The 19,621-nt window shown below is 37.2% G+C and carries 15 protein-coding genes, 1 tRNA gene, 2 pseudogenes and 1 riboswitch; of the genes and pseudogenes, 7 read left to right on the forward strand and 11 right to left on the reverse strand.

The genetic code is table 11. The features are described 5' to 3' along the window. From AC1DOS_RS09735 to AC1DOS_RS09745, 3 genes and pseudogenes are all read right to left on the reverse strand, one after another. Window positions 1–915 (reverse strand): annotated as a pseudogene (locus tag AC1DOS_RS09735) (phospholipase); the annotation flags it as partial. A 278-nt stretch (window positions 916–1,193) separates the two neighbouring features. After that, window positions 1,194–1,739 (reverse strand): RNA polymerase sigma factor, encoded by a 546-nt coding sequence (locus AC1DOS_RS09740; RefSeq protein WP_477537339.1) that lies wholly within the window; start codon window positions 1,737–1,739, stop codon window positions 1,194–1,196. An 891-nt stretch (window positions 1,740–2,630) separates the two neighbouring features. Beyond that, on the reverse strand, window positions 2,631–3,884 hold the full coding sequence (locus AC1DOS_RS09745) for a hemolysin family protein (RefSeq protein WP_108585044.1): 1,254 nt from the start codon (window positions 3,882–3,884) through the stop codon (window positions 2,631–2,633). Window positions 3,885–4,050: 166 nt separating this feature from the next. Between AC1DOS_RS09745 and AC1DOS_RS09750 the strand changes: the two genes are divergently transcribed. Continuing rightward, on the forward strand, window positions 4,051–5,448 hold the full coding sequence (locus tag AC1DOS_RS09750) for a dipeptidase (protein WP_108585043.1): 1,398 nt from the start codon (window positions 4,051–4,053) through the stop codon (window positions 5,446–5,448). Between the two features lie 75 nt (window positions 5,449–5,523). Here AC1DOS_RS09750 and AC1DOS_RS09755 read toward each other — a convergent pair whose 3' ends face one another. After that, on the reverse strand, window positions 5,524–6,099 hold the full coding sequence (locus tag AC1DOS_RS09755; RefSeq protein WP_477537340.1) for a nitroreductase family protein: 576 nt from the start codon (window positions 6,097–6,099) through the stop codon (window positions 5,524–5,526). A gap of 787 nt (window positions 6,100–6,886) precedes the next feature. On the opposite strand from AC1DOS_RS09755, the gene AC1DOS_RS09760 reads away from it, so the two are divergent. Further along, window positions 6,887–7,456: a glycerol-3-phosphate acyltransferase gene (locus AC1DOS_RS09760; RefSeq protein ID WP_477537341.1), complete on the forward strand. Its 570-nt coding sequence runs from the start codon at window positions 6,887–6,889 to the stop codon at window positions 7,454–7,456. Window positions 7,457–7,576: 120 nt separating this feature from the next. Then, entirely contained in the window at window positions 7,577–8,437 is an 861-nt protein-coding gene (locus AC1DOS_RS09765) for a DegV family protein (RefSeq protein WP_108585039.1), read from the forward strand. Window positions 8,438–8,485: 48 nt separating this feature from the next. Here AC1DOS_RS09765 and AC1DOS_RS09770 read toward each other — a convergent pair whose 3' ends face one another. Further along, window positions 8,486–8,971 carry an amidase domain-containing protein gene (locus AC1DOS_RS09770; RefSeq protein WP_108585037.1) on the reverse strand — a complete coding sequence of 162 codons (486 nt, stop codon included), beginning with the start codon at window positions 8,969–8,971 and terminating at the stop codon, window positions 8,486–8,488. A gap of 237 nt (window positions 8,972–9,208) precedes the next feature. Beyond that, window positions 9,209–9,802 carry a site-2 protease family protein gene (locus AC1DOS_RS09775; protein ID WP_233260368.1) on the reverse strand — a complete coding sequence of 198 codons (594 nt, stop codon included), beginning with the start codon at window positions 9,800–9,802 and terminating at the stop codon, window positions 9,209–9,211. 318 nt (window positions 9,803–10,120) lie between these two features. Between AC1DOS_RS09775 and AC1DOS_RS09780 the strand changes: the two genes are divergently transcribed. Beyond that, window positions 10,121–10,372 carry an ATP-binding protein gene (locus tag AC1DOS_RS09780; protein ID WP_477537347.1) on the forward strand — a complete coding sequence of 84 codons (252 nt, stop codon included), beginning with the start codon at window positions 10,121–10,123 and terminating at the stop codon, window positions 10,370–10,372. Between the two features lie 138 nt (window positions 10,373–10,510). Here the strand turns inward: AC1DOS_RS09780 and AC1DOS_RS09785 are convergent, their stop codons facing one another. The 3 genes from AC1DOS_RS09785 to AC1DOS_RS09795 all read right to left on the reverse strand — a co-directional run bounded on the left by AC1DOS_RS09785 (window position 10,511) and on the right by AC1DOS_RS09795 (window position 13,034). After that, on the reverse strand, window positions 10,511–11,056 hold the full coding sequence (locus tag AC1DOS_RS09785) for a DUF6241 domain-containing protein (protein ID WP_477537342.1): 546 nt from the start codon (window positions 11,054–11,056) through the stop codon (window positions 10,511–10,513). A 304-nt stretch (window positions 11,057–11,360) separates the two neighbouring features. After that, the gene (locus AC1DOS_RS09790; RefSeq protein WP_477537343.1) at window positions 11,361–12,242 is read right to left on the reverse strand and encodes a 5'-methylthioadenosine/S-adenosylhomocysteine nucleosidase; all 882 of its coding nucleotides are present in this window, start codon (window positions 12,240–12,242) and stop codon (window positions 11,361–11,363) included. Between the two features lie 295 nt (window positions 12,243–12,537). Continuing rightward, window positions 12,538–12,641: riboswitch (purine riboswitch) on the reverse strand. 322 nt (window positions 12,642–12,963) lie between these two features. After that, window positions 12,964–13,034 (reverse strand) — tRNA-Ala (locus AC1DOS_RS09795). A 154-nt stretch (window positions 13,035–13,188) separates the two neighbouring features. Between AC1DOS_RS09795 and AC1DOS_RS09800 the strand changes: the two genes are divergently transcribed. After that, on the forward strand, window positions 13,189–14,220 hold the full coding sequence (locus AC1DOS_RS09800; protein ID WP_108585033.1) for a DUF2804 domain-containing protein: 1,032 nt from the start codon (window positions 13,189–13,191) through the stop codon (window positions 14,218–14,220). A 310-nt stretch (window positions 14,221–14,530) separates the two neighbouring features. Further along, window positions 14,531–17,338, forward strand: coding sequence for a S8 family serine peptidase (locus AC1DOS_RS09805; RefSeq protein ID WP_477537344.1), 2,808 nt, complete (start codon window positions 14,531–14,533; stop codon window positions 17,336–17,338). Between the two features lie 106 nt (window positions 17,339–17,444). On the opposite strand, the gene AC1DOS_RS09810 is transcribed toward AC1DOS_RS09805, so the two are convergent. Then, a complete protein-coding gene (locus tag AC1DOS_RS09810) occupies window positions 17,445–18,173 on the reverse strand; it encodes a glycerophosphodiester phosphodiesterase (RefSeq protein WP_477537345.1) in 729 nt (242 codons plus the stop codon). A gap of 13 nt (window positions 18,174–18,186) precedes the next feature. Then, on the reverse strand, window positions 18,187–19,047 hold the full coding sequence (gene kynA / locus AC1DOS_RS09815) for a tryptophan 2,3-dioxygenase (protein WP_477537346.1): 861 nt from the start codon (window positions 19,045–19,047) through the stop codon (window positions 18,187–18,189). 211 nt (window positions 19,048–19,258) lie between these two features. On the opposite strand from kynA, the pseudogene AC1DOS_RS09820 reads away from it, so the two are divergent. After that, window positions 19,259–19,621: pseudogene (locus AC1DOS_RS09820) on the forward strand (RNA polymerase recycling motor HelD); the annotation flags it as partial.

Genomic DNA, 19,621 nt, shown 5'->3' on the forward strand with positions numbered 1-19,621 from the left:
AGCTAGTAAAGCATCCAAAATCTTTTTCTCCGTCACATATTGAACCTCATATTCTCCATCAATCTCTTTCACTTCCACTCGCGGAAGTTTTGGACCACCGGAGTACAGAGAAACAGCCTCTTCAGCCTTTAAAACATCATTTATTACGGGTCCTGTTACTTTTAAAGCAATATTCCCATGGAACCCACTGGCATCGTGAGGATTTGAAGATGTTACCAAAGCTTCTTTGTCCGTCACTACTGCTTTTCGATGATTTGCTTTAATATTTAGCAAAGTCATATAAGAAGCAATCGTCATTTTTGGTGCTTCGCTTGCCATCGCATTTGCTATCCAACCTTCTCCACCGATATCAAACCATTGGAAAAACGTTCGGTAAATACCTGAATAAATGGGTGTAGAATCTCTCAATGGATCTAAATCGGTATAGACAATTTCGACTCCTGCATCACGCAATTTTTTAAACCATTCATTTTCATATGAACCGTACCCACGATTAAGAGGATCGGTAATAAAAACTATTGGCATATCCGGATTTTCTTTCTTTTTATTTGCTAATGTTGATGATAATGTGTCGGCAATTTTAGGGAAATCTTCTTTTTCATCGTAATAACCGTCAAATAAGAAAAAGTCCACAACAACAAAGTCCTCTGCCTCTTCAATCATTGTGTATACGGCTTCAAAAATATTGTTCTCATGAACCATTCCCTTGCCTTTTTTATCTTGTGCAAACGTTAAGTCCGTTATCATTTCAACAGTATCTGTTTTATGTAAATCGCCTTCAAATGAAATACCTTTTGGTAGTGGTTTAAATGTGTGCCATACGATCACGGCGATATAAATTAGCGCAAAGATTCCTAAAGAAGCTATGATAATACGCTTTCTTTTACTCCAATGATTGCGCGGCTTGTTGGCCATACGCTTTTCCCCCTTGAGAATATTCGTGTTTTTAATCTCTGTATTCCCTTGATTCTAAATTGCCAAACCATTATGTATGGGTGATTTTCCTGGAATCGATGAATTAGGAAGAATCTTATCCCTAAGAATTTCCGACTTGAATCGATATTTTTCAGACGTCGATGCCTTTTTTTCAGACGTCAGTTCCATTTTTTCAGACGTCATAGCCAGAAAATACGACTGAGCCTCCGCTCATCTCTAAATACAAAAAAATCACAGCCTCTAGGACTGTGATTTCATTAAGCAGGAAGATATTCGACAGCATTTGTATCTGCGATCATCATTTCCTTTAAACGTTGTTTCGCACGGAAAAGACGTGATTTAACCGTACCTATAGACACTTTCATTAATGCTGCAATTTCAACAAGAGAATATTGGTGCACATAAAAATACAACACGGTTGTTTTGTAGATGCCATCCAGCTCGGAAATTTTTAGTTGAACCATTTTAGATAAATCGTCTTTTTCCAAAACGTCATCCACAGTTAGTGAATCACACGGAATTAAATCAAGCACCGGAACATCTAATTGGTCTGGTTGATTTAAGATATGTTTACTGCGACGTACCGTTTTGCGATAGCGGTCACGAAATGTATTCATACAAATCGTTGTTAACCAAGCTTTTAGGTGATCGACATTCTTCATGTATGCCTCATACCGAACTACTTTCACCCAAACTTCTTGCATCAAATCTTCTGCCTCTGTTTGGTTGCGTGTCAATTTTAAACATAAGTGATATATATAACGATGGTATTCCTCGTACACTTGCTCTATTTGTCCGTTCATTTAAAAATATCCTCCGTCCGTTTCTTGCTGATGTCTCTATTTTGCCAAAAACTAACCTTACGCTCTATCGTATTCACTTTCAAATTTCTTACAAACGTGTAAGACAGAAAAGTGAAGCGCTACTCTAGCTTGACACCTGTGCTGGAAGACACTCAAGCGGAAACTTGTTTCCGAATTCGGAAGGAAGGCTAAGTTCGCGACATCGTGTCGCAACACCTTCATGACCTACATCCTGTAGGCCAAAGCTTAGGTACGAGCTGGCGCTTGTAGCTAGACAATGAAAAGCGTAGCAGGGCGAGCAAGATCTCCTCTGCGACGAGTAACCGCAGGAGCAAGGTCTCCTCTGCGACGAGTAACCGCAGGAGCAAGGTCTCCTCTGCGACGAGTAACCGCAGGAGCAAGGTCTCCTCTGCGACGAGTAACCGCAGGAGCAAGGTCTCCTCTGCGACGAGTAACCGCAGGAGCAAGATCGACACCGACGCCGGAAAGACCGAATCGGAAGGAAGGCTAAGTTCGCGACATCGTGTCGCAACGCCTTCATGACCTACATCCTGTAGGCCCAAGCTAAGGTGCGGCCTGCACTGCGAAACTAGACAGCCAGAAAAACGGTGAAGCTTAGACAGCTTATTTTACGATCAAACTAAGGTATTTCTTTGGACAGAAGCGCAGCGAAAACCAAGCATATTACCTCCTTAAACTTTGTTTAAGGGTAGTTTTGCGGGAAAAATTGGGCGAATGACAATAAACATAGGGTGACCGGGATTAAACCTTTATCGAACGGTATTAAATCTAAATGAACGGGATTATTCTCTCCCCCACCCTCGAACAATCGATTATTTTCTCACAGCATCTCATTTTGAGAGCTCTTAAGACAGAAAAAAGTGCTGATGACTATTCGTCATTCAGCACTTCTTCTTTTCCTTTTATAGTAATGGTTAACTGCAAGATACGATTGCGGTCCATTTCATTTACTTCAAAATAAAGATTTTCATAATTGAATTGCTCACCGTTATCTGGCATGTGTCCCAGTTGTTGGAGAACAAATCCACCAATCGTATCGTGATCATTTGGAATATCAACTTTAAACATTTCGTTTACGTCTTCTATTTCCAATCGACCATGACATATGAGATGATTTTCAGTCATTTCATAAACTAAAATATCTTCATCTTCATCCGATTCATCTTCAATTTCCTGTCCAATCATTTCTTCAATAATATCTTCGTGGGTTACAATTCCAAGAGTTCCACCATATTCATCGAGAACAATAGCCATATGTTTTTTCTTCGTAAGCATTTGTTTAAATACTTTCTCAACACTAACAGATTGAACTACGAATAATGGATCATTGTCAATCAACTCGGACATTTCCATCGAAGGATCCATTGACCATTCAATCAAAGCTTTCGAATAAAACATACCGATAATGTGGTCCATACTCTCTTCATAAACAGGGTAGCGCGTATAATAATGTTCTAAAATAATATCGCGTACTTCTTCATAAGTAGCTTTATTGGGAATACCGATTATTTCTGTACGGTGTGTTTCCAATACATCTTCTACGTCTTTATGTGGAAAATCTAAAACACCTTTTAATCGTTCAGACTCATCTTCTTTGAAGGTCCCTTCTGTTGAAGCAAGATCTACCATAGAACGTAGTTCTTCCTTAGTAAGAGTTGCTTCTTTTACGGCACCTTTTGAAATTATGCGAATGAAAATGTTTGTGAATTTCGCAACAAAATAAGTTATAGGTCTCATAATTTGAACAAGGACTGAAATAATAGGTGCTACGGTATATGCTATTTTATCTGCAAACGTTACAGCAATTGTTTTTGGCAAAACTTCACCAAAAATGATGATTATAATTGTCAAAATTGCCGTTGCTAATGCAATATCCCAGCTGTATCTAAATGCAATTATTGTCAATAAAGTAGGCATGATAATATTAACAATATTATTTCCGATTAAAATCGTCGTAATCATGCGGTCCGGTTTCGAGATTAACATGAGGAGCTTTTGTGACATTCTCTCTCCTTGTTCTGCACGAAGCTGGACCTTCATCCTATTTACTGCTGTTAGTGCCGTTTCACTGCCTGAAAAGAAAAACGACAACATTAAACTAATGGCCAAAACTATAAATTCCATTAACCGTGTTTCCTCCTATATGAGTCAAAAAATTCCGCTCAACTTCTAGTATTCACATCATACCATATTCCGAATTTACGTGTCCCATTTGCCACTCTCTAAATCTATTAATAGATTTGTGCTATACTATTTCTATTCACGAAATTTTGCGAAAAGAGGGTCTTTGATGAGTCATTTAAAAGCACTAGACAATTACTTTGAATTGAACCGATCAGAACATCTTAATGAGTTAAAAGAATTTTTGCGTATACCAAGTGTGAGTGCATTATCTGATCATAAATCAGACATGCAAACTGCGGCAGAGTGGTTAGCTGACTCCTTAAAAAAAGTTGGTTTAGAAAATGTATCAATTGATGAAACGAAAGGTCACCCCGTAGTTTATGCAGATTGGTTGCACGCTGAAGGTAAGCCAACCATTTTAGTTTATGGACATTACGACGTTCAGCCTGTTGATCCCTTAAATTTATGGGAATCAGAGCCGTTTGACCCTCAAGTCCGAGATAACAAATTATTTGCACGTGGTGCAAGTGATGATAAAGGACAAGTTTACATGCACGTTAAAGCAATCGAGGCTTTATTTAAAACTGAAGGAACATTACCCGTTAACGTGAAATTCTGTATTGAAGGTGAAGAAGAAATCGGAAGTCCTAATTTACCTGAGTATGTATTGGCTAATACTGAAAAACTTTCAGCTGATATTATTGTCATTTCAGACACGGGTATGCAAGGGCCAGGAAAACCTGCTGTATGTTATGGATTACGGGGTTTAGCTGGTGTACAGATTGAAGTTAAAGGTGCGAAAAGCGATCTTCACTCGGGTCTTTACGGTGGCGGTGTCCAGAATGCGATTCATGCATTAGTAGAAGTCCTTGATTCATTCCGTGATGCAGAAGGCACAATTCAAGTTGACGGTTTTTATGACAATGTTCTTCCTGTTACAGAAGAAGAACGTGCTGCATATGATGCGCTTGAATTTGATGAAGAAGCATTAAAAAAAGAGCTAGGCGTAGAAGAACTATTCGGTGAAAAAGGTTATACACACTTAGAGCGTACATGGGTTCGTCCAACTTTAGAAATCAACGGAGTATTTGGTGGATTCTCAGGCGAAGGGATAAAAACTGTATTGCCTGCTGATGCTGGAGCAAAAATCACGTGTCGCTTAGTACCAAATCAGGATCCTGATGAGATTGTAGCGAAATTAAAAGCTCATATCGAAAAGCATAAACCAATCGGCGTGTCAGTAGAAGTTACAGAGTTTGATAAAGGAAAACCATTTATCACACCTTTCGATCATCCAGCTATTCAAGCAGCAGGTCGCTCATATGAAAAAGTTTATAATGTACCAACTTCTTATGTTCGTGGTGGCGGTTCCATTCCAATCGTTGCAGCATTTGATGAAATTTTAGGATTGCCAGTTGTACTAATGGGCTTTGGACTAGCTTCGGAAAATTTCCATGCACCCAATGAACATTTCCATTTAGAAAACTTTGACCAAGGTTTGCGTGTGATTGGTGATTACTATTATGAAATCGCTCAATTCGCTCCACAAGATTTAAAAAAATAAGGAATACGTCTTTCTATTTTAAGACAAAAAAATCCCGGTTTTCGCTTTATTGCGATGAACCGGGATTTTTTTGTTTTAATTAGAACCGAAGAAAGTCACAAAATCTTCGACTGGTTTACGTGGTCTAGCTTTTGGCATTTCATCGAAATATCCGAATTGTAGCATACTGATAATCCGTTCACCTTGTTTTACGCCAAGCGCTTCACGGAATTTTGGAGCATCTAAAAATGGAGGCGTTTTCCAACAAGCTCCGATACCTAGATCCCAAGCTAATAATTGTGCATTTTGAATGTAGCTACTAGTCGCAGCGTAATCTTCTAATCGTTCTTTTTGTCGAGCATCTTCAGAAACGATAACAAATACATATGCTCCTGGAGCAAGGAATTTTTTCATTTGTTTTGCTAAGTCTTCTTCAGAAAGTTCCTTCCACTTCGCAACACCAAATTCGCGTAATACCTCATGTAATTCTTTCAACTCTTCACCACAACCTACAACCAGTCTCCATGGTTCACGGTTTCCGTGGTTTGGTGCCCATTTTGCATCGTCTAACACTGTCATTAATGTATCGCGTTCTACTGGTTGTCCATTAAAATTTTTAATTGAGCGGCGTTGTAGTATTGCGTTGCGTATAGATAAAGATTGTTCATTCATGTGTGTAAGTTCTCCTTTTCGCTAACAAGTTAAAACCAAATGTGTGCGACTGCACCTAAAATTATTATGTGAAAAATTTGATCGGCCATTATACACAGCCATTTTGACTCAGACCCTTTTGCCTTCATGATATGTTTTACCCACCATGAAACAAATGTCCGACGATCTAACAACATTTGGTTTACTATCGACAATAGACCATAGTCTAAGAAAACTACAGTAGTTACGGAAATGGTATAAACAACGCAATGCACGACTAAAGATATCCATTTGGTTGCCTTGAACATCGCCATCCAACTCGTTTGAAACAAATGAGCAAATAACTAAATACCGTCATTCAAAGCTCCTCCAAATCGATGAAAAACCTGTTTTATCGTCGCTTATCTAAACTATTAGATTCGTTTAACCTATGGTAATATTATCATACCAACAATTCCCTACACGCGCCACTGGATATCGGATTTATTAAAAAATTCCGAGTCAGAAAAATTACTTGAACAGTATTCAACTGATTACTTTGAAGCTTCGCTTCAAGGCATTGACGGCGTGTTTCGTTTAGTACGATTAAAACATAACTAATTGGAAGCCTACGATGAAAATCGTAGGCTTTTTGAATGGCCATTGTCGCAACTTCTCATGTTATTGTCTCAACTTTATTAGTTATTGTCGCAACTTTAACCGTTTTTGTCGCAACTATCCAATTTCCTCCTAATTGAATGTTTTTTGTTATTCCCCAAATCCATAATTTCCTTCATAATAGAAAGAAAGTATGAACTGGGGGTTTCGCATGATTGTCTATTTCATCGGGTCCTTGTTAATCGGCAATATCCTGACAGCCTGGTGGGTTGGGAAGTTTTATAAAATTGATTTACGCAATCATCGTAGTGGGAATTTAGGAGCACGCAATGCAGGGGCAGTAATCGGTAAAGGCGCATTCCTATTTACATTTTTGGGTGATGCTTCAAAGGGCGTAATAGTTATTCTGGCGGGACGTTATCTCGGTTATCCCGAATGGGCAGTTGCACTAGGAGGATTGCTTGTAATTTGCGGTCACATTTTTCCCATCTGGTTAAAAGGAAAAGGCGGAAAAGGTATCGCAACTTTTGTTGGGATTGGACTAACATTTAATCTACTATTTGCGATTGCTTTTATTGTTGCCTTTTCTCTTGTTTTTCCATTCTTTCGAAGTGCTACTCTCAGCATGATTTTCGGTTATTTAGCGTATATTGGATCAGTTTTCTACTTTAATGAAGTCGAAAGTGCATGGCCAATCATTGTAGCAATTGTATTGATTTTGTATCGCCACCGCTTTGATTTCCAACAATCCTTTGATGAACAAAAATGGAAACGCTCATAACATTATCAAATGAATAGCTTTATTTCATTAAAACCTTAAGACCATCGTGAGATAATACTTACTTTTGATGATATAATATTAAATAATTAAATTCTCAAATAAAGATAGGATGTTTAGTTGATGACAAAAAAACCAATTGCTTGGGTAGTTGATAGTACCGCTTATGTTAGCGATATTCTTGCTGCGCACCCTGATGTACACGTTGTGCCATTAACGATTCATTTTGGACAAGAACAATACGCGGATGGACTCGAATTAACATCGGATCAACTTTACGACCGCATTCGCAATGCCGATGAATTCCCAAAAACTTCACAACCAGCTGCTGGTGAATTTGCCAAGCTGTATGAAAAAATCAGCGAAAATTATGAAGCAATTTTAGCCATTCATGTTTCTTCAAAATTGAGCGGAACTCTTTCTTCCTCTAAATCAGGTGCAGAAATTGCCGAAGTTAAAATGGAATGTGTCGACTCCTTAGCTTTATCTTCCGGGATTACAAAACTTGTAGAACGAGGGCTTGTTTTACAAGAACGTGGCCTAAATTTGCATGAAATTACAGATAAGCTGCAAAGCGAAGTAACCAACTTGAGAAATTACATTTTAATCGGTAACTTAAACCAACTTTATAAAGGTGGACGCATGAGTGGCGTTCAATTTTTCTTAGGAAACTTATTGCAAGTGAAGCCAATCATTCATATAAACGAATTAGGGGAATTAAAAGCACTCGATAAAGTGCGTTCTCAAAAGAAAGCACTTAACTATTTAGTAGAAAAAGTAGTTGATGCTTACGAGAAAGATGGCGTTCGCTCGATTGATCTTATGCAGGGAAATGTGTTGTCTCAAGCGGAAGAATTGAAAAACTTAATTCAAGCAAAAGCACCGAATTTAGAAGTGCGCATCGGAGAGATCAGCTCCGTACTTGCTGTCCATGCTGGTGAAGGCACTATCGCTGCACTATGGCATGTACCTGCAGTAGACTAAAACGTGTTTTCTACATGAAAAAAACCCTTGGGAGCCCAAGGGTTTTTTTCATGTGAATGAATCTTTTATATGGAAAAATATATAGCTCGTTTCATCTAAATAAGCTGGAGAAGAAGTGTATCGCCAATCTCTTTGCCGACTACTTGCTGTATGGGCATTTACCAATGGCTCCCTCCCATTAAAACCCGTCACTATGGTCGTATGGTCGAAACGACCATCACCTTGAAAATCATAGCTAATGACATCTCCTAATTGTAAATCACTGGCATTCGCTACTTTTGTAGCTTGCAAACCAACAGTCGACGTATCTAAGTACCAACGAAGTCCGTGCGATGTGCTCCAACTAAAGCTCCATGTGCCCCCACCTATCCACCAGCCTTTATCGCGCCTTGGATAGCCGCGCATGGGTGCCCCTCCTGCCCTTAAACATTGCGAGATATAATTCGTGCAATCAACGTCAAAGACAGGATAAGCAGGATTATTTGAATTCCACCATGTATTTGCATATTGAACAGCCGCCTGGCGATTGTACATGTAAATTCCCCCTCATGAGAGATTATGTAACAATCGAATAAAATAGAAGAATGAATCGTGGTACTGGTGTTCCAATTTGACGAAGAACTGAGCTCCTTTTCAAAAAGAGCTTTTAATTTGATATAAAACGACGAATATAATAACCATTTTCAGGTATTTCAAAATCGATTTATGCAACCGTTATTCCCTGACAATGACAAAACCACTCATGAAATTCATGAGTGGTTCATAAGTAAATTATGGCAAGAATAACTCATAAAATGAGTAGAACGAATTTATTACGATACCTATACTATTGCTGATAAATGGAATAATAGTGAGGTCACCAATGGGTGTTAACATTACCACTAAAAATACAATGGATCCGTAGGTTTCTAAAGGTCTAAGTTTCATCTGCATTTTCGTTGGAAATAAGCTTGAGATAATTCGATAGCCGTCTAATGGAGGTAACGGCAATAAATTAAAGACACCTAATACCACATTTAGTGAAACAAAAATGTTAAGAAATGATTCGAACGAATGGTTTACTGGTAGAAAATAAATAATACTGAACCCAATAAATGCTAAAACAAAATTACTAAGAGGTCCAACTAAACTTACGATAATGGATTGGATACGTCTTGTTGCAAAGTAAGAACTATTGACTGGTACTGGTTTTGCCCAACCAATTCCTGCGATAAAAATTAACAATGTTCCAAATACATCCAAGTGTTTGAGTGGATTTAGTGTAACTCGTCCAGCATTTTTTGCCGTGTCATCACCGAAAAACGATGCCATCCACGCATGCATGAATTCATGGAGTGTAAATGCAATAACCAATGTGATTAACACATTTGGAATTTCTGCTAAAGAAAATGCTAAAAATTCTATTCCGTCCGCCTGCCTTCAATCTATTTAATTTGCTACCTCGCAATTTCTGCAAAGCTATTCGTGAATCTAATGTACCATTTTACAAGATGAGTTTCACTAAAATTTTACTATTATTTAACTTCATGCTAAACCATACAAATCGCCATTTCAGATTCATTATTGAGTAGCGATTTTTATTACAAAATCACACTTCTTCATTTCGACGAAACATGCTTAATGTATATTGATTATATTTTTAATTATCTAAAAATTTTTCATTAGAAGGAAAAGAAGACTATCATTCTAAGACTCAAGCAATGGAACGAAGAAGGTTTACTTAAACAAGCCTGTTTTAATGTTATTCAGAATGGAATCGAATCGATGGATGCGGGCGGAACACTGAAAATAGGCATTAAATTGGACGGCGGTATGATTGAAATAAATGTAATCGATTATGGTGTGGGAATTCCGGAAGAGCGTTATCAGAAGTTGGGCGAGCCATTTTACTCAAACAAAGAAAAAGGATTTGGTCTGAGCTTAATGCTCACCTAAAATAATTGAATAACACCACGGGAAAGTATCCATCCAAAGCAAATTAGGACTCCGCACACAAGTCACCATTTCGTTTCTTGTTTCCAACATATAGTTTAGAATCAAGAAAAAAGGCATTCACAATCGTGAGTGCCTTTTTTAATCATAATATTTTTCAATATACTCTAATTCTTCTTCATAGCTGAGAATGCCTGTTGCTCGACCAATAGTGCCGCCTTGTAGCGACCAAATTTCATTGTGATCTCGGTCAATTTCTGAGAAATCATTTTCCGACCAACGTGTAAGAATTCTCAAGTACAAGCCTGAATTTGAATATTCATTCTTGTTGGTTTCAATTACGTCAATTAATCGAGTTACTCGCTCAGTAGTTAAAGGCAGAAACCCCCACTTTTCGTTTGCTTCAATTTTTTGATGAGACATTGCATGAATTTTGTCAGCTATTTGAGAATCTAACATCGTCATAGGAAATTCTTCTTCTATTGGTTCCTTAATTCCTTCATCTACTTCAATGATTTTCCCACCATCTTTAGTTGCTTTTTCAGTGATGGTTCCTTCTTTTTTTATGATAGGAAGATTTTCACCATAAACACTATAAACAATAAAACCTATTAAGCCTAACAGAGCGATACTTAAAACAATTTTTTGAAGTTTAGTGAATTTGGATTTTGTGTTTGATTCCTTCATATTTCACTCCCATTAGAAATTTAATCCATGCAGTAGTTGAATGATTATTATGAGTAAAACCAAGATATAATCTTTATATTAATGTAAATAACTTACATTGAAAAGAAATTATTTTGAATTCAGCATATATTGACAACATGTCTGCTTTATCGACTCATAAATTAAAAAGCACCTCCTTAATCCAAGAGATTAAGGAGGTGCTTTAGTATCGGAATTGAAATGACTTTGCCAACATGTTTTTTACACCTGCAGAACTAATGTTTCTTTCTTGAAAACACACCTTAAGCAAGGTGATTTTATTAAATTATTCGCTTGGCATTGCAGATATATATTGTTTAACTACTTCATACACATATTCCTGACATGCAGTTGCCGTATCTGGGTTGTATTGACCACCATTCACTTTGTTATTAGATAACACTCTAATCCCCAAAAATGGTACATCATAAGCTTTAGCAATTTGTGCTGCCGCTGCACCCTCCATTTCTTCTACAGATGTTCCAAACTTAGTATGGAACCATTTAATTCTATCAACTTCATTATTCCAAACGTCTGCAGAACCTATAGTACCCTCGACAACTTTCCCCTTAGAGTATTTGTCTTTAACTGCATTAGCAGCTGTGAGTAACTCCTTATCACCCTCGTAGAAACGAGCTTTTTCAGCATCAGGATCTTCTCCTGCACTTCCTTCAGAAGCCATCAAATCCATAGGTTTCCATGTAGTTGGATCAATTCCTTCGTTTTCTCCCTTATCACCTGTTTTTAAAGCACCCAGGTTTGTCGTTCTTTTTCCTAAAACAATATCAAATACGTTTAAATTCGGATCATGTCCACCTGATGTTCCTTGATTGATTATTGCTACAGGGTTATATTTTTCAATCGCCACTGCTGTAGCTGCTGCTGTATTTTCCATTCCTTTACCTGTTTTTGCAACGATTACGGGGTAATCATCTAAAGTTCCTATGTAAAATACAAAATCCCCTGATTTTTCTTCTTTAACATTTTCTAGCTTTTGTGCAAATTTTTCCGCCTCTATTGGCATTGGACCTTGAATCATAATTGGTCTTTGATCATTTTCTTTAACAGTTTCATTTTTCGAAGTTGAATTACAACCTGCTAATACCGATACTAACAGTAAAGCAATAATTCCTAATAAAGCGTATTTTTTTAAGATATTGTTTTTCATTAAAAATCTCTCCTTAGTCCTAATATTCTCTCCGGCCGAACCATTCTTTATCTTTAAAACAATGTGATGATGATAGTTTCAAACTATTATTAAAACTGGTGAAATATATTTGAGAAAGACTATGGTCACTTTCCTTTCCGTTTTCCTCCTTGGTGTTTGAAGATTTTTTCCATAGCAAAAAGTCTAGAAAATAGAATGATTTCTACCTTCTAGACCTACGAAAGTTAAAGTAAAAATAATGAAGCAAAAATAAGCTAATGCTAAATCATAAAATGGTAGTGGCAAAAAAGCCAAACGACCGAATACTTTAACTCGTAGTCCAGTTCTTTCATTGGGAACTAGGTAGAAACGCTCAGACCATATTACCGAGCATATACGAGAATAATATTAAAATTATTATGTTGATAATATAACAAACTTATAAAAGACATTCAACAAAAAGGTGAATATTAAGTTCTAATTAACTAGTTAATGTTCGTCTTTTAGGATTAAATGGTAGGCAAATCCGAGATTTAATGAATAAAAATTCATTTTTCAATTAAAAAGCTTCGTTTTTTAGAGAAGTAACCTTTATATTAAACAAGGTCAAACGTTTGTGATATACGAATTCAATAAAAAAATAGCACTTCCCTATTCTGTAATCCAGAAATAGTGAAAATGCTAGTTATGCTTCACTCAAATTCGATTTTTATATAACATAAAATTTGATTGATTCAAGGTATGGAGCCGAGCAGAATCGAACTGCCGCCTACACAATGCCATTGTGTCATTCTCCCGTTAAACTACGGCCCCGTATTATTTGATGGAGTATATCTGGTTACACAGAAAACCTTCACACTGTATGCTTGATTCTTTTCCAGCTAATACCCCTTCATGAATATCTTTGGTACAATAAGTATTATATAGCAATATTAAGTGATGATTCAATAGGCGAGAGGGTGGCGAGATGCAAAAAGTACAACAACACGCAGAACGTGAGATCCTAGCACCAATATCTTTATGTGATTCAAAAGGAAATTTAAATCCTGCTGCCATCGGTTTTTCACGAAAACCGTTAATTGATAGTAATTTATCTGGTCATTTCATGCGTAAGAAAAAATGGAATTATTGGTGTGTTTACGGTGAAGACATTTTGTTCTCAGCCACCATACGCCATATAGATTATGCGACCATTTGCTGTGTCTATTTCTTAGATTATGAAACTCAGCGCTTTTTTGAAAAGACAGTCACTATTCCACTTGGACAACGAGTGCATATGCCCAATCAAGTTTTAGAAACCGTGAAGTTTTCAAATAATGAGATGAGTGTTCAACTTTTACATATGCAAAATGAAACTCATATGGCCGTAACGATTTCAAATTTTGATGGCGATTTGCTTCATGCTGATTTGCACATAGAACATCCTGAAGGCGACGATTCGCTGAATGTGGTGATTCCTTGGAATCGTCAATTATTTCAACATACAGCAAAACATCACACACTGCCGACACGAGGATTTGTAAAAATTGGAGACAAACGCTATTTATTTAATCCAGAAGAAAGCTACGCGATACTTGATTACGGTCGTGGTGTTTGGCCAAGAACCGCTTCTTGGCACTGGGCGATGGCTTCCCAACGTGTAGGACATAAGCGTATAGCTCTTAACTTCGGCGGGAAATGGACAGATGGTACAGGAATGACCGAAAATGCTGTTTTTGTTAATGGGAAAATGTCGAAAATCTCAGAAGATGTTATTTTCACCCATGATGAAACAGACTTCATGAAACCGTGGCATATTAAATCAAAGTTTTCTCAAGATGTGAATCTAACATTTACTCCGTTTTTCAAACGCGAATCAAAACTAAACGCTCGCCTCGTTAAGTCTAATGTGTATCAAATGGTTGGTTATTATAACGGTGTGGTTTATTTACAAGATGGCTCACGTCTTGCTATAACTCAATTACTAGGGAGTATAGAAGATCATAACGCAAAATGGTAACCAAGCAATGACACCCTACTTCTTATCGCTTTAAAATAAAAATCCTTATTTCCCTACTCGAAGGGAAATAAGGATTTTTTCAGTTAGTGATCAATGATAACTCAATCACGTTGAAAACATGGCTTACGTATGTACTAATTCTATAAATAGAACAAGTTTAGTTTCATTAATTTTTCATTAATAAATACATAATCAAGCGTAACTTATAATAAAATATACACTTGTAAATATTTCCTAGCTGTTCCATTTACGTGTCGTTAAACTATGATATATTTACTAGTAATAGAATGTTGTAGGAGGATTAAGTACTATGAAAAAAATCGGGTTTTTATTAATGACTTTACTTTGTTTTTTGCTGCCCGCTTCGCTTTCTGAAGCAGAAGAAATAAAGGTAACACCTGAGATTTCAAAATTTAACACGGACTCACGTTTTGATGAATCTAAGGAATTTGAAGTTAGACAATTGATTGTCAAATTCAAAGTTTCAGTTACAGAGAATCAAAAAACGGAAATTTTAGATTCTAAAGATTTAACAAAAATTTCAACTCAAGACACTGGGAATTTTACTCTTGTATCTATTCCAAAAAATTCTGATCTGTCTAAAGTGGCAGAAGACTTATTAAAACATAATCAGATAGAATATGTAGAGCCAAACTACCAAGTGACAAATAGTTTTACACCGAAGGATCCCATGTATTCGAAGCAATGGCATTTAAAGAAAATCCAAGCTTCAAAGGCCTGGGATCAAACGAAAGGTGCCTCTTCTGTAATCGTTGCAGTTATCGATGGCGGTGTGCAAACAAACCATCCTGACATAAAAGGTAAGATAGTTTCCCCATACAATGCTGTTACAGGAGGGAAAACCTTTACTCCTGATGACCACGCGACCCATGTAGCAGGTATTATAGCTGCTACTTTAAATAAATCCGGAGGAGCCGGAGTTGCACCGAATGTGAAAATTATGCCTATTAATGTTTTTAGGGGTGCAGGGGCGAATATGTATGATGTAGCCAATGCTATTAGATATGCTGCTGACCACGATGCAGACATCATTAATATGAGCCTTGGAGGATACTACTATAGTTATGACTTACACTATGCTACCGAGTATGCTAAATCAAAAGGAGTTTTGATTGTTGCTGCAGCTGGGAATGACGATTCCTACGATGAAACGTATCCGGCTTCGCTAGATGGAGTTATTGGTGTCAGTGCAACTGACAGCAGAGATCAAATTACTGACTTTTCTAACTATGGAAATAGTATTGATTTTGCGGCACCTGGTGAAGATATTTACTCTACTATTAATGGCAGTAAATACAGTTCAATGGATGGTACTTCAATGGCATCCCCTGTTGTTGCCGGAGTTGCCGCTCTAATTCTTTCTAAGAATCCTCTTATGACAGCTGAGCAGGCGGAAACCGTTCTCCAAAAATCTTCTGTCGATTTATGGAGAACAGGTTGGGATTACTTATATGGATATGGACGTATAGATGCATACAAAGCACTTCAAAATACCTCTTCCCCTATTTCCAATATCACTTTGTCATCTGGACCTTTTACTATGACCGGCTCAAATAAAAAAACGATTGCATTTAGCGCATTCAAAGGTTCAAAAGTATCTCTTTATGTTCAAAACTCGAAAGGCACGACCGTTAAAAAACTGATTACAAACAAAACTTGGTCAGGCGGGAAGGTTTCTTCATCATGGAACGGCACTCTAGATAATGGAACTTATGCTGCTGGAGGTACTTATAAGATTGTTGCTAAGGTAAACGGGAATGGTAATAATGTATACAAAAGTGCCGCTTTAAAAGTTGTAGATAAAGTTGTTCCTTCTATTAAGATTACTGGATCAGCAATCTATTCACCTCCTATTAAAGGAAAATTAACAATCCCTTATGAACTAAATAAAAACGCCAAGATTACTGCACAAATTAAAGATAAAAATAATAAAGTAATTAAAACCATTCTTAACAATACTTCTGTTTCAGCGGGTAAGAAATCGATTGTATGGGATGGTAAAACCAGTAAAGGCAAAAAAGTCAGTGATGGCTCCTACAGCCTTGCAATGTCTGTTATTGATGCTAATAAACTCAAAGGCACTTCTCGTAAATTTGCGATAACAGTTGACTCTAGCAGTCCAAAGGGTCAAACATCTTTGACACCAGCTATTTTCAAAATGGACGGAGCAGTAAAAAACATCGGCAAAATCGATGTCAATGAAACAGTTTATTTGACCGCCTATATAACAACGGACAAAGGAGTCAAAATTAAAAAGCTCATCAACAACAAAAACATGAAAAAAGGTGCTCTGGCATTAACTTGGGATGGGAAAAATGAACAAAAACAATTTGTTGATGAGGGTAAATATAACTATTTGATTGAACTTCGTGATGTTGCAGGAAATAAAGCAACTGTGAAATCAGCTCTTTTCACATTAGAGGATTGGAACAAGCCAATTGAAATTGAATACCCAACTACAGTGCAATGGAAATATGATGTAACAGCAGAGGTATACTATAAATTATCCCAGCCAGCAAAAGTGACCGTTGAAATTTATGACGGGAACACTAAGTTACGAACGATTATGGTAGGAAAAACATCGACCAAAGGGATTAATTCCTTTGAATGGGATGGGTATGATGACGATGATAATCATGTCAACGGGGATGTATACACTTATAAAATAAAGGCAATTAATAATGCAGGTAAAGAAATAACTATTACTGGGAAAATTTCCAGTGATGATCCAGACTGGCTAATTGAGCAAAACTACTCTTTCACATCATTAGAAGATAATAGTTCTCCATACACGCATCTCAATTTAGAACTAAACGTAAATGATCCTGTAAAACTTTCACTTTATGTATTTGATAATGAATATAGTGATGAATATGAAGATTTCATAGAAAAAAACTTGTCAAAAGGAACCAATAATTTGGTTTATGCAAAAGTTGATATTGAGGATCATGATGATTATTACCTGCTGGTATACACAGACTCTTTAGGTAATGAATATTATTATGACCTTGACGAATACTCTTACGATGAAAATACAATCGACACACCACAGTTTGAGTCTGAGGTACGAGAATTAGTGGAACAACAACAGAATTAATACTTATATAAAAAAGGAATCTCCAGTGATTGGAGATTCCCTTTTTTGTTTTGAGTTTTTCATTTAGAGGTTATTTAAATATGAGTACATTTAAGGGACATCCCCCTCAAACTTCCCCACTTTCTAACACCGACTTCATTCTTTCAGGAAAATCAGTAAATATCGCATGTACCCCTCGTTTTTCCAAAGCATGTGCATTGACCTCATCATTTACGGTAAACACGCGAATTATCGCACCTTTGAGTAAAGCTTCTTTGGTCGTCTTGCGATGCGCAGATGGCAAATAGATATGCAGAGCATCTGCTGGAACAATACGGGCGTAATCATATGCATCCACAAGCACATCCATAGTCAATATAGCCACTTTTATGTGGGGAGCTAATTTTTTGAAATTCCGAACGGCTTCATGATCAAATGACGAAATTAACACTCGATCAGACATCCCCATTTTTTCTACCAAGTATAGAACTTTCTCTCCCATTCCTTCATAAGGAAAAATGTCTGATTTCAATTCAATATTCACATGATGTGTTGTTTGTTGAAATATCTTTAATACCTCTTCTAAAGTTGGAATTGATTCCCTTGCAAATTCTTCATTAAACCAACTTCCGAAATCATAAGCACGTAATTCAGTAAGTGTTAGGTCTTTGACATATCCCACTCCGTTTGAAGTGCGATCGATTGTTTCATCGTGAATGACAACTAACTCACCGTCTTTTGATAAATGAACATCCAGCTCGACACCATGAATTGCAAGACGAGCAGCTTCTTCGAATGCAGCGAGTGTATTTTCAGGATGCGTGCCAGATGCACCGCGGTGGGCATATATTTTCATACCTAAAACCTCCTTAAATTTCTGTGCGCAATGTCCAAAGTTCTGGGAAGAAATATTGGTCTAAAACTTTTTTCAAGTAATTGACCCCTGATGATCCCCCTGTCCCCTGCTTAAATCCGATAATTCTTTCCACAGTTTTCATATGACGGAAACGCCATTGTTGAAGCCAGTCTTCAATATCTACGAGTTTCTCTCCTAATTGATACAACTCCCAGTAAGTATCGACATCTCGATATACGGTCGTCCATGCTGCTAAAACACTAGCATTTGGTTCATACGGAGTAGATACATCACGCGTAAGAATGGCTTCATCTATAGGTAGGCCTGCACGTGCTAGCTTGCGAATCGCCGCATCGTATAGTCCAGGTTGATGGAAAGCATCCGTTAGGGTGTTCAGTAAATCTTCGTCTTTTTCGTAAATTTTCAATACATGCTTTGTTTTATAGCCAAGCGCAAACTCGATCATACGGTATTGATATGATTGAAAACCACTAGCATTTCCAAGTGACGAGCGGAACTCCATATATTCGGCAGGAGTTAATGTGGATAAAACATCCCATCCTTGAATTATTTGAGTTTGAATCTTCGATACTCGTGCAAGCTGTTTAAATGCTGGCTGTAAATCATCTTTTTCAATATTCGTAATCGCTGCGCGAAGTTCGTGCAAGATGAGTTTCATCCACAACTCAGAAACTTGATGGATAATGATGAATAAAGCTTCGTCGTGGTGATCACTTAACCCATCTTGTGCTGTTAACAGTTTATCTAAATGAAGGTATTCCCCGTATGTCATTTCTTCTTTGAAATTTGTATGTAATCCCGATTCCCCTTGTGCCGCACGGTTTTGTCCGTTGTCTAATGATTTTCTGTCCATCATAAAATCTCCTTTATTCTCTGCTTTCACTCAACTAGGCTATCTGTATTATGACATGAGCAAGTAAACTTTAATATACTACTTGAATTTTTCGAAAATTCTTATTGCAATGAGTTATTAAACTATGTTACGATTCTATTCTGTTTTCAAACCCCAACATCTTCATTTCATCACTTTGCAGGACGCAAAATTCTTCATATCGGAGGACTGTATGACACAGAAACATCCTGATTTTGAGCAAGAGCAAGAGCGCCTGACCTACACCAAAAAATACATGCAACAGTTACTCGACGAATCTAAACGAGATGTGAAATCTGCTCAAGAAAATATTCGTCATGCGATGGCTGATCTCGACTACTTAGATTCAAGTTTAAGTTATATGAACATTTTAACAAACGCTCGGTTTTTCGAAATGGCTCGTTCTCAAAAAGAGGGATTAGAAGCCATTCAGCAAAAACCTTATTTTGCGCGCATACATTTCCAAAAAGACGGTGAAGACAGTGAAATGTTGTACATCGGTAAAACGTCTTTATTCCACCGTGAAACGCAAGAGCCAATTATTGTGGATTGGCGC

Source organism: Paenisporosarcina sp. P5_A11, from assembly GCF_056400705.1.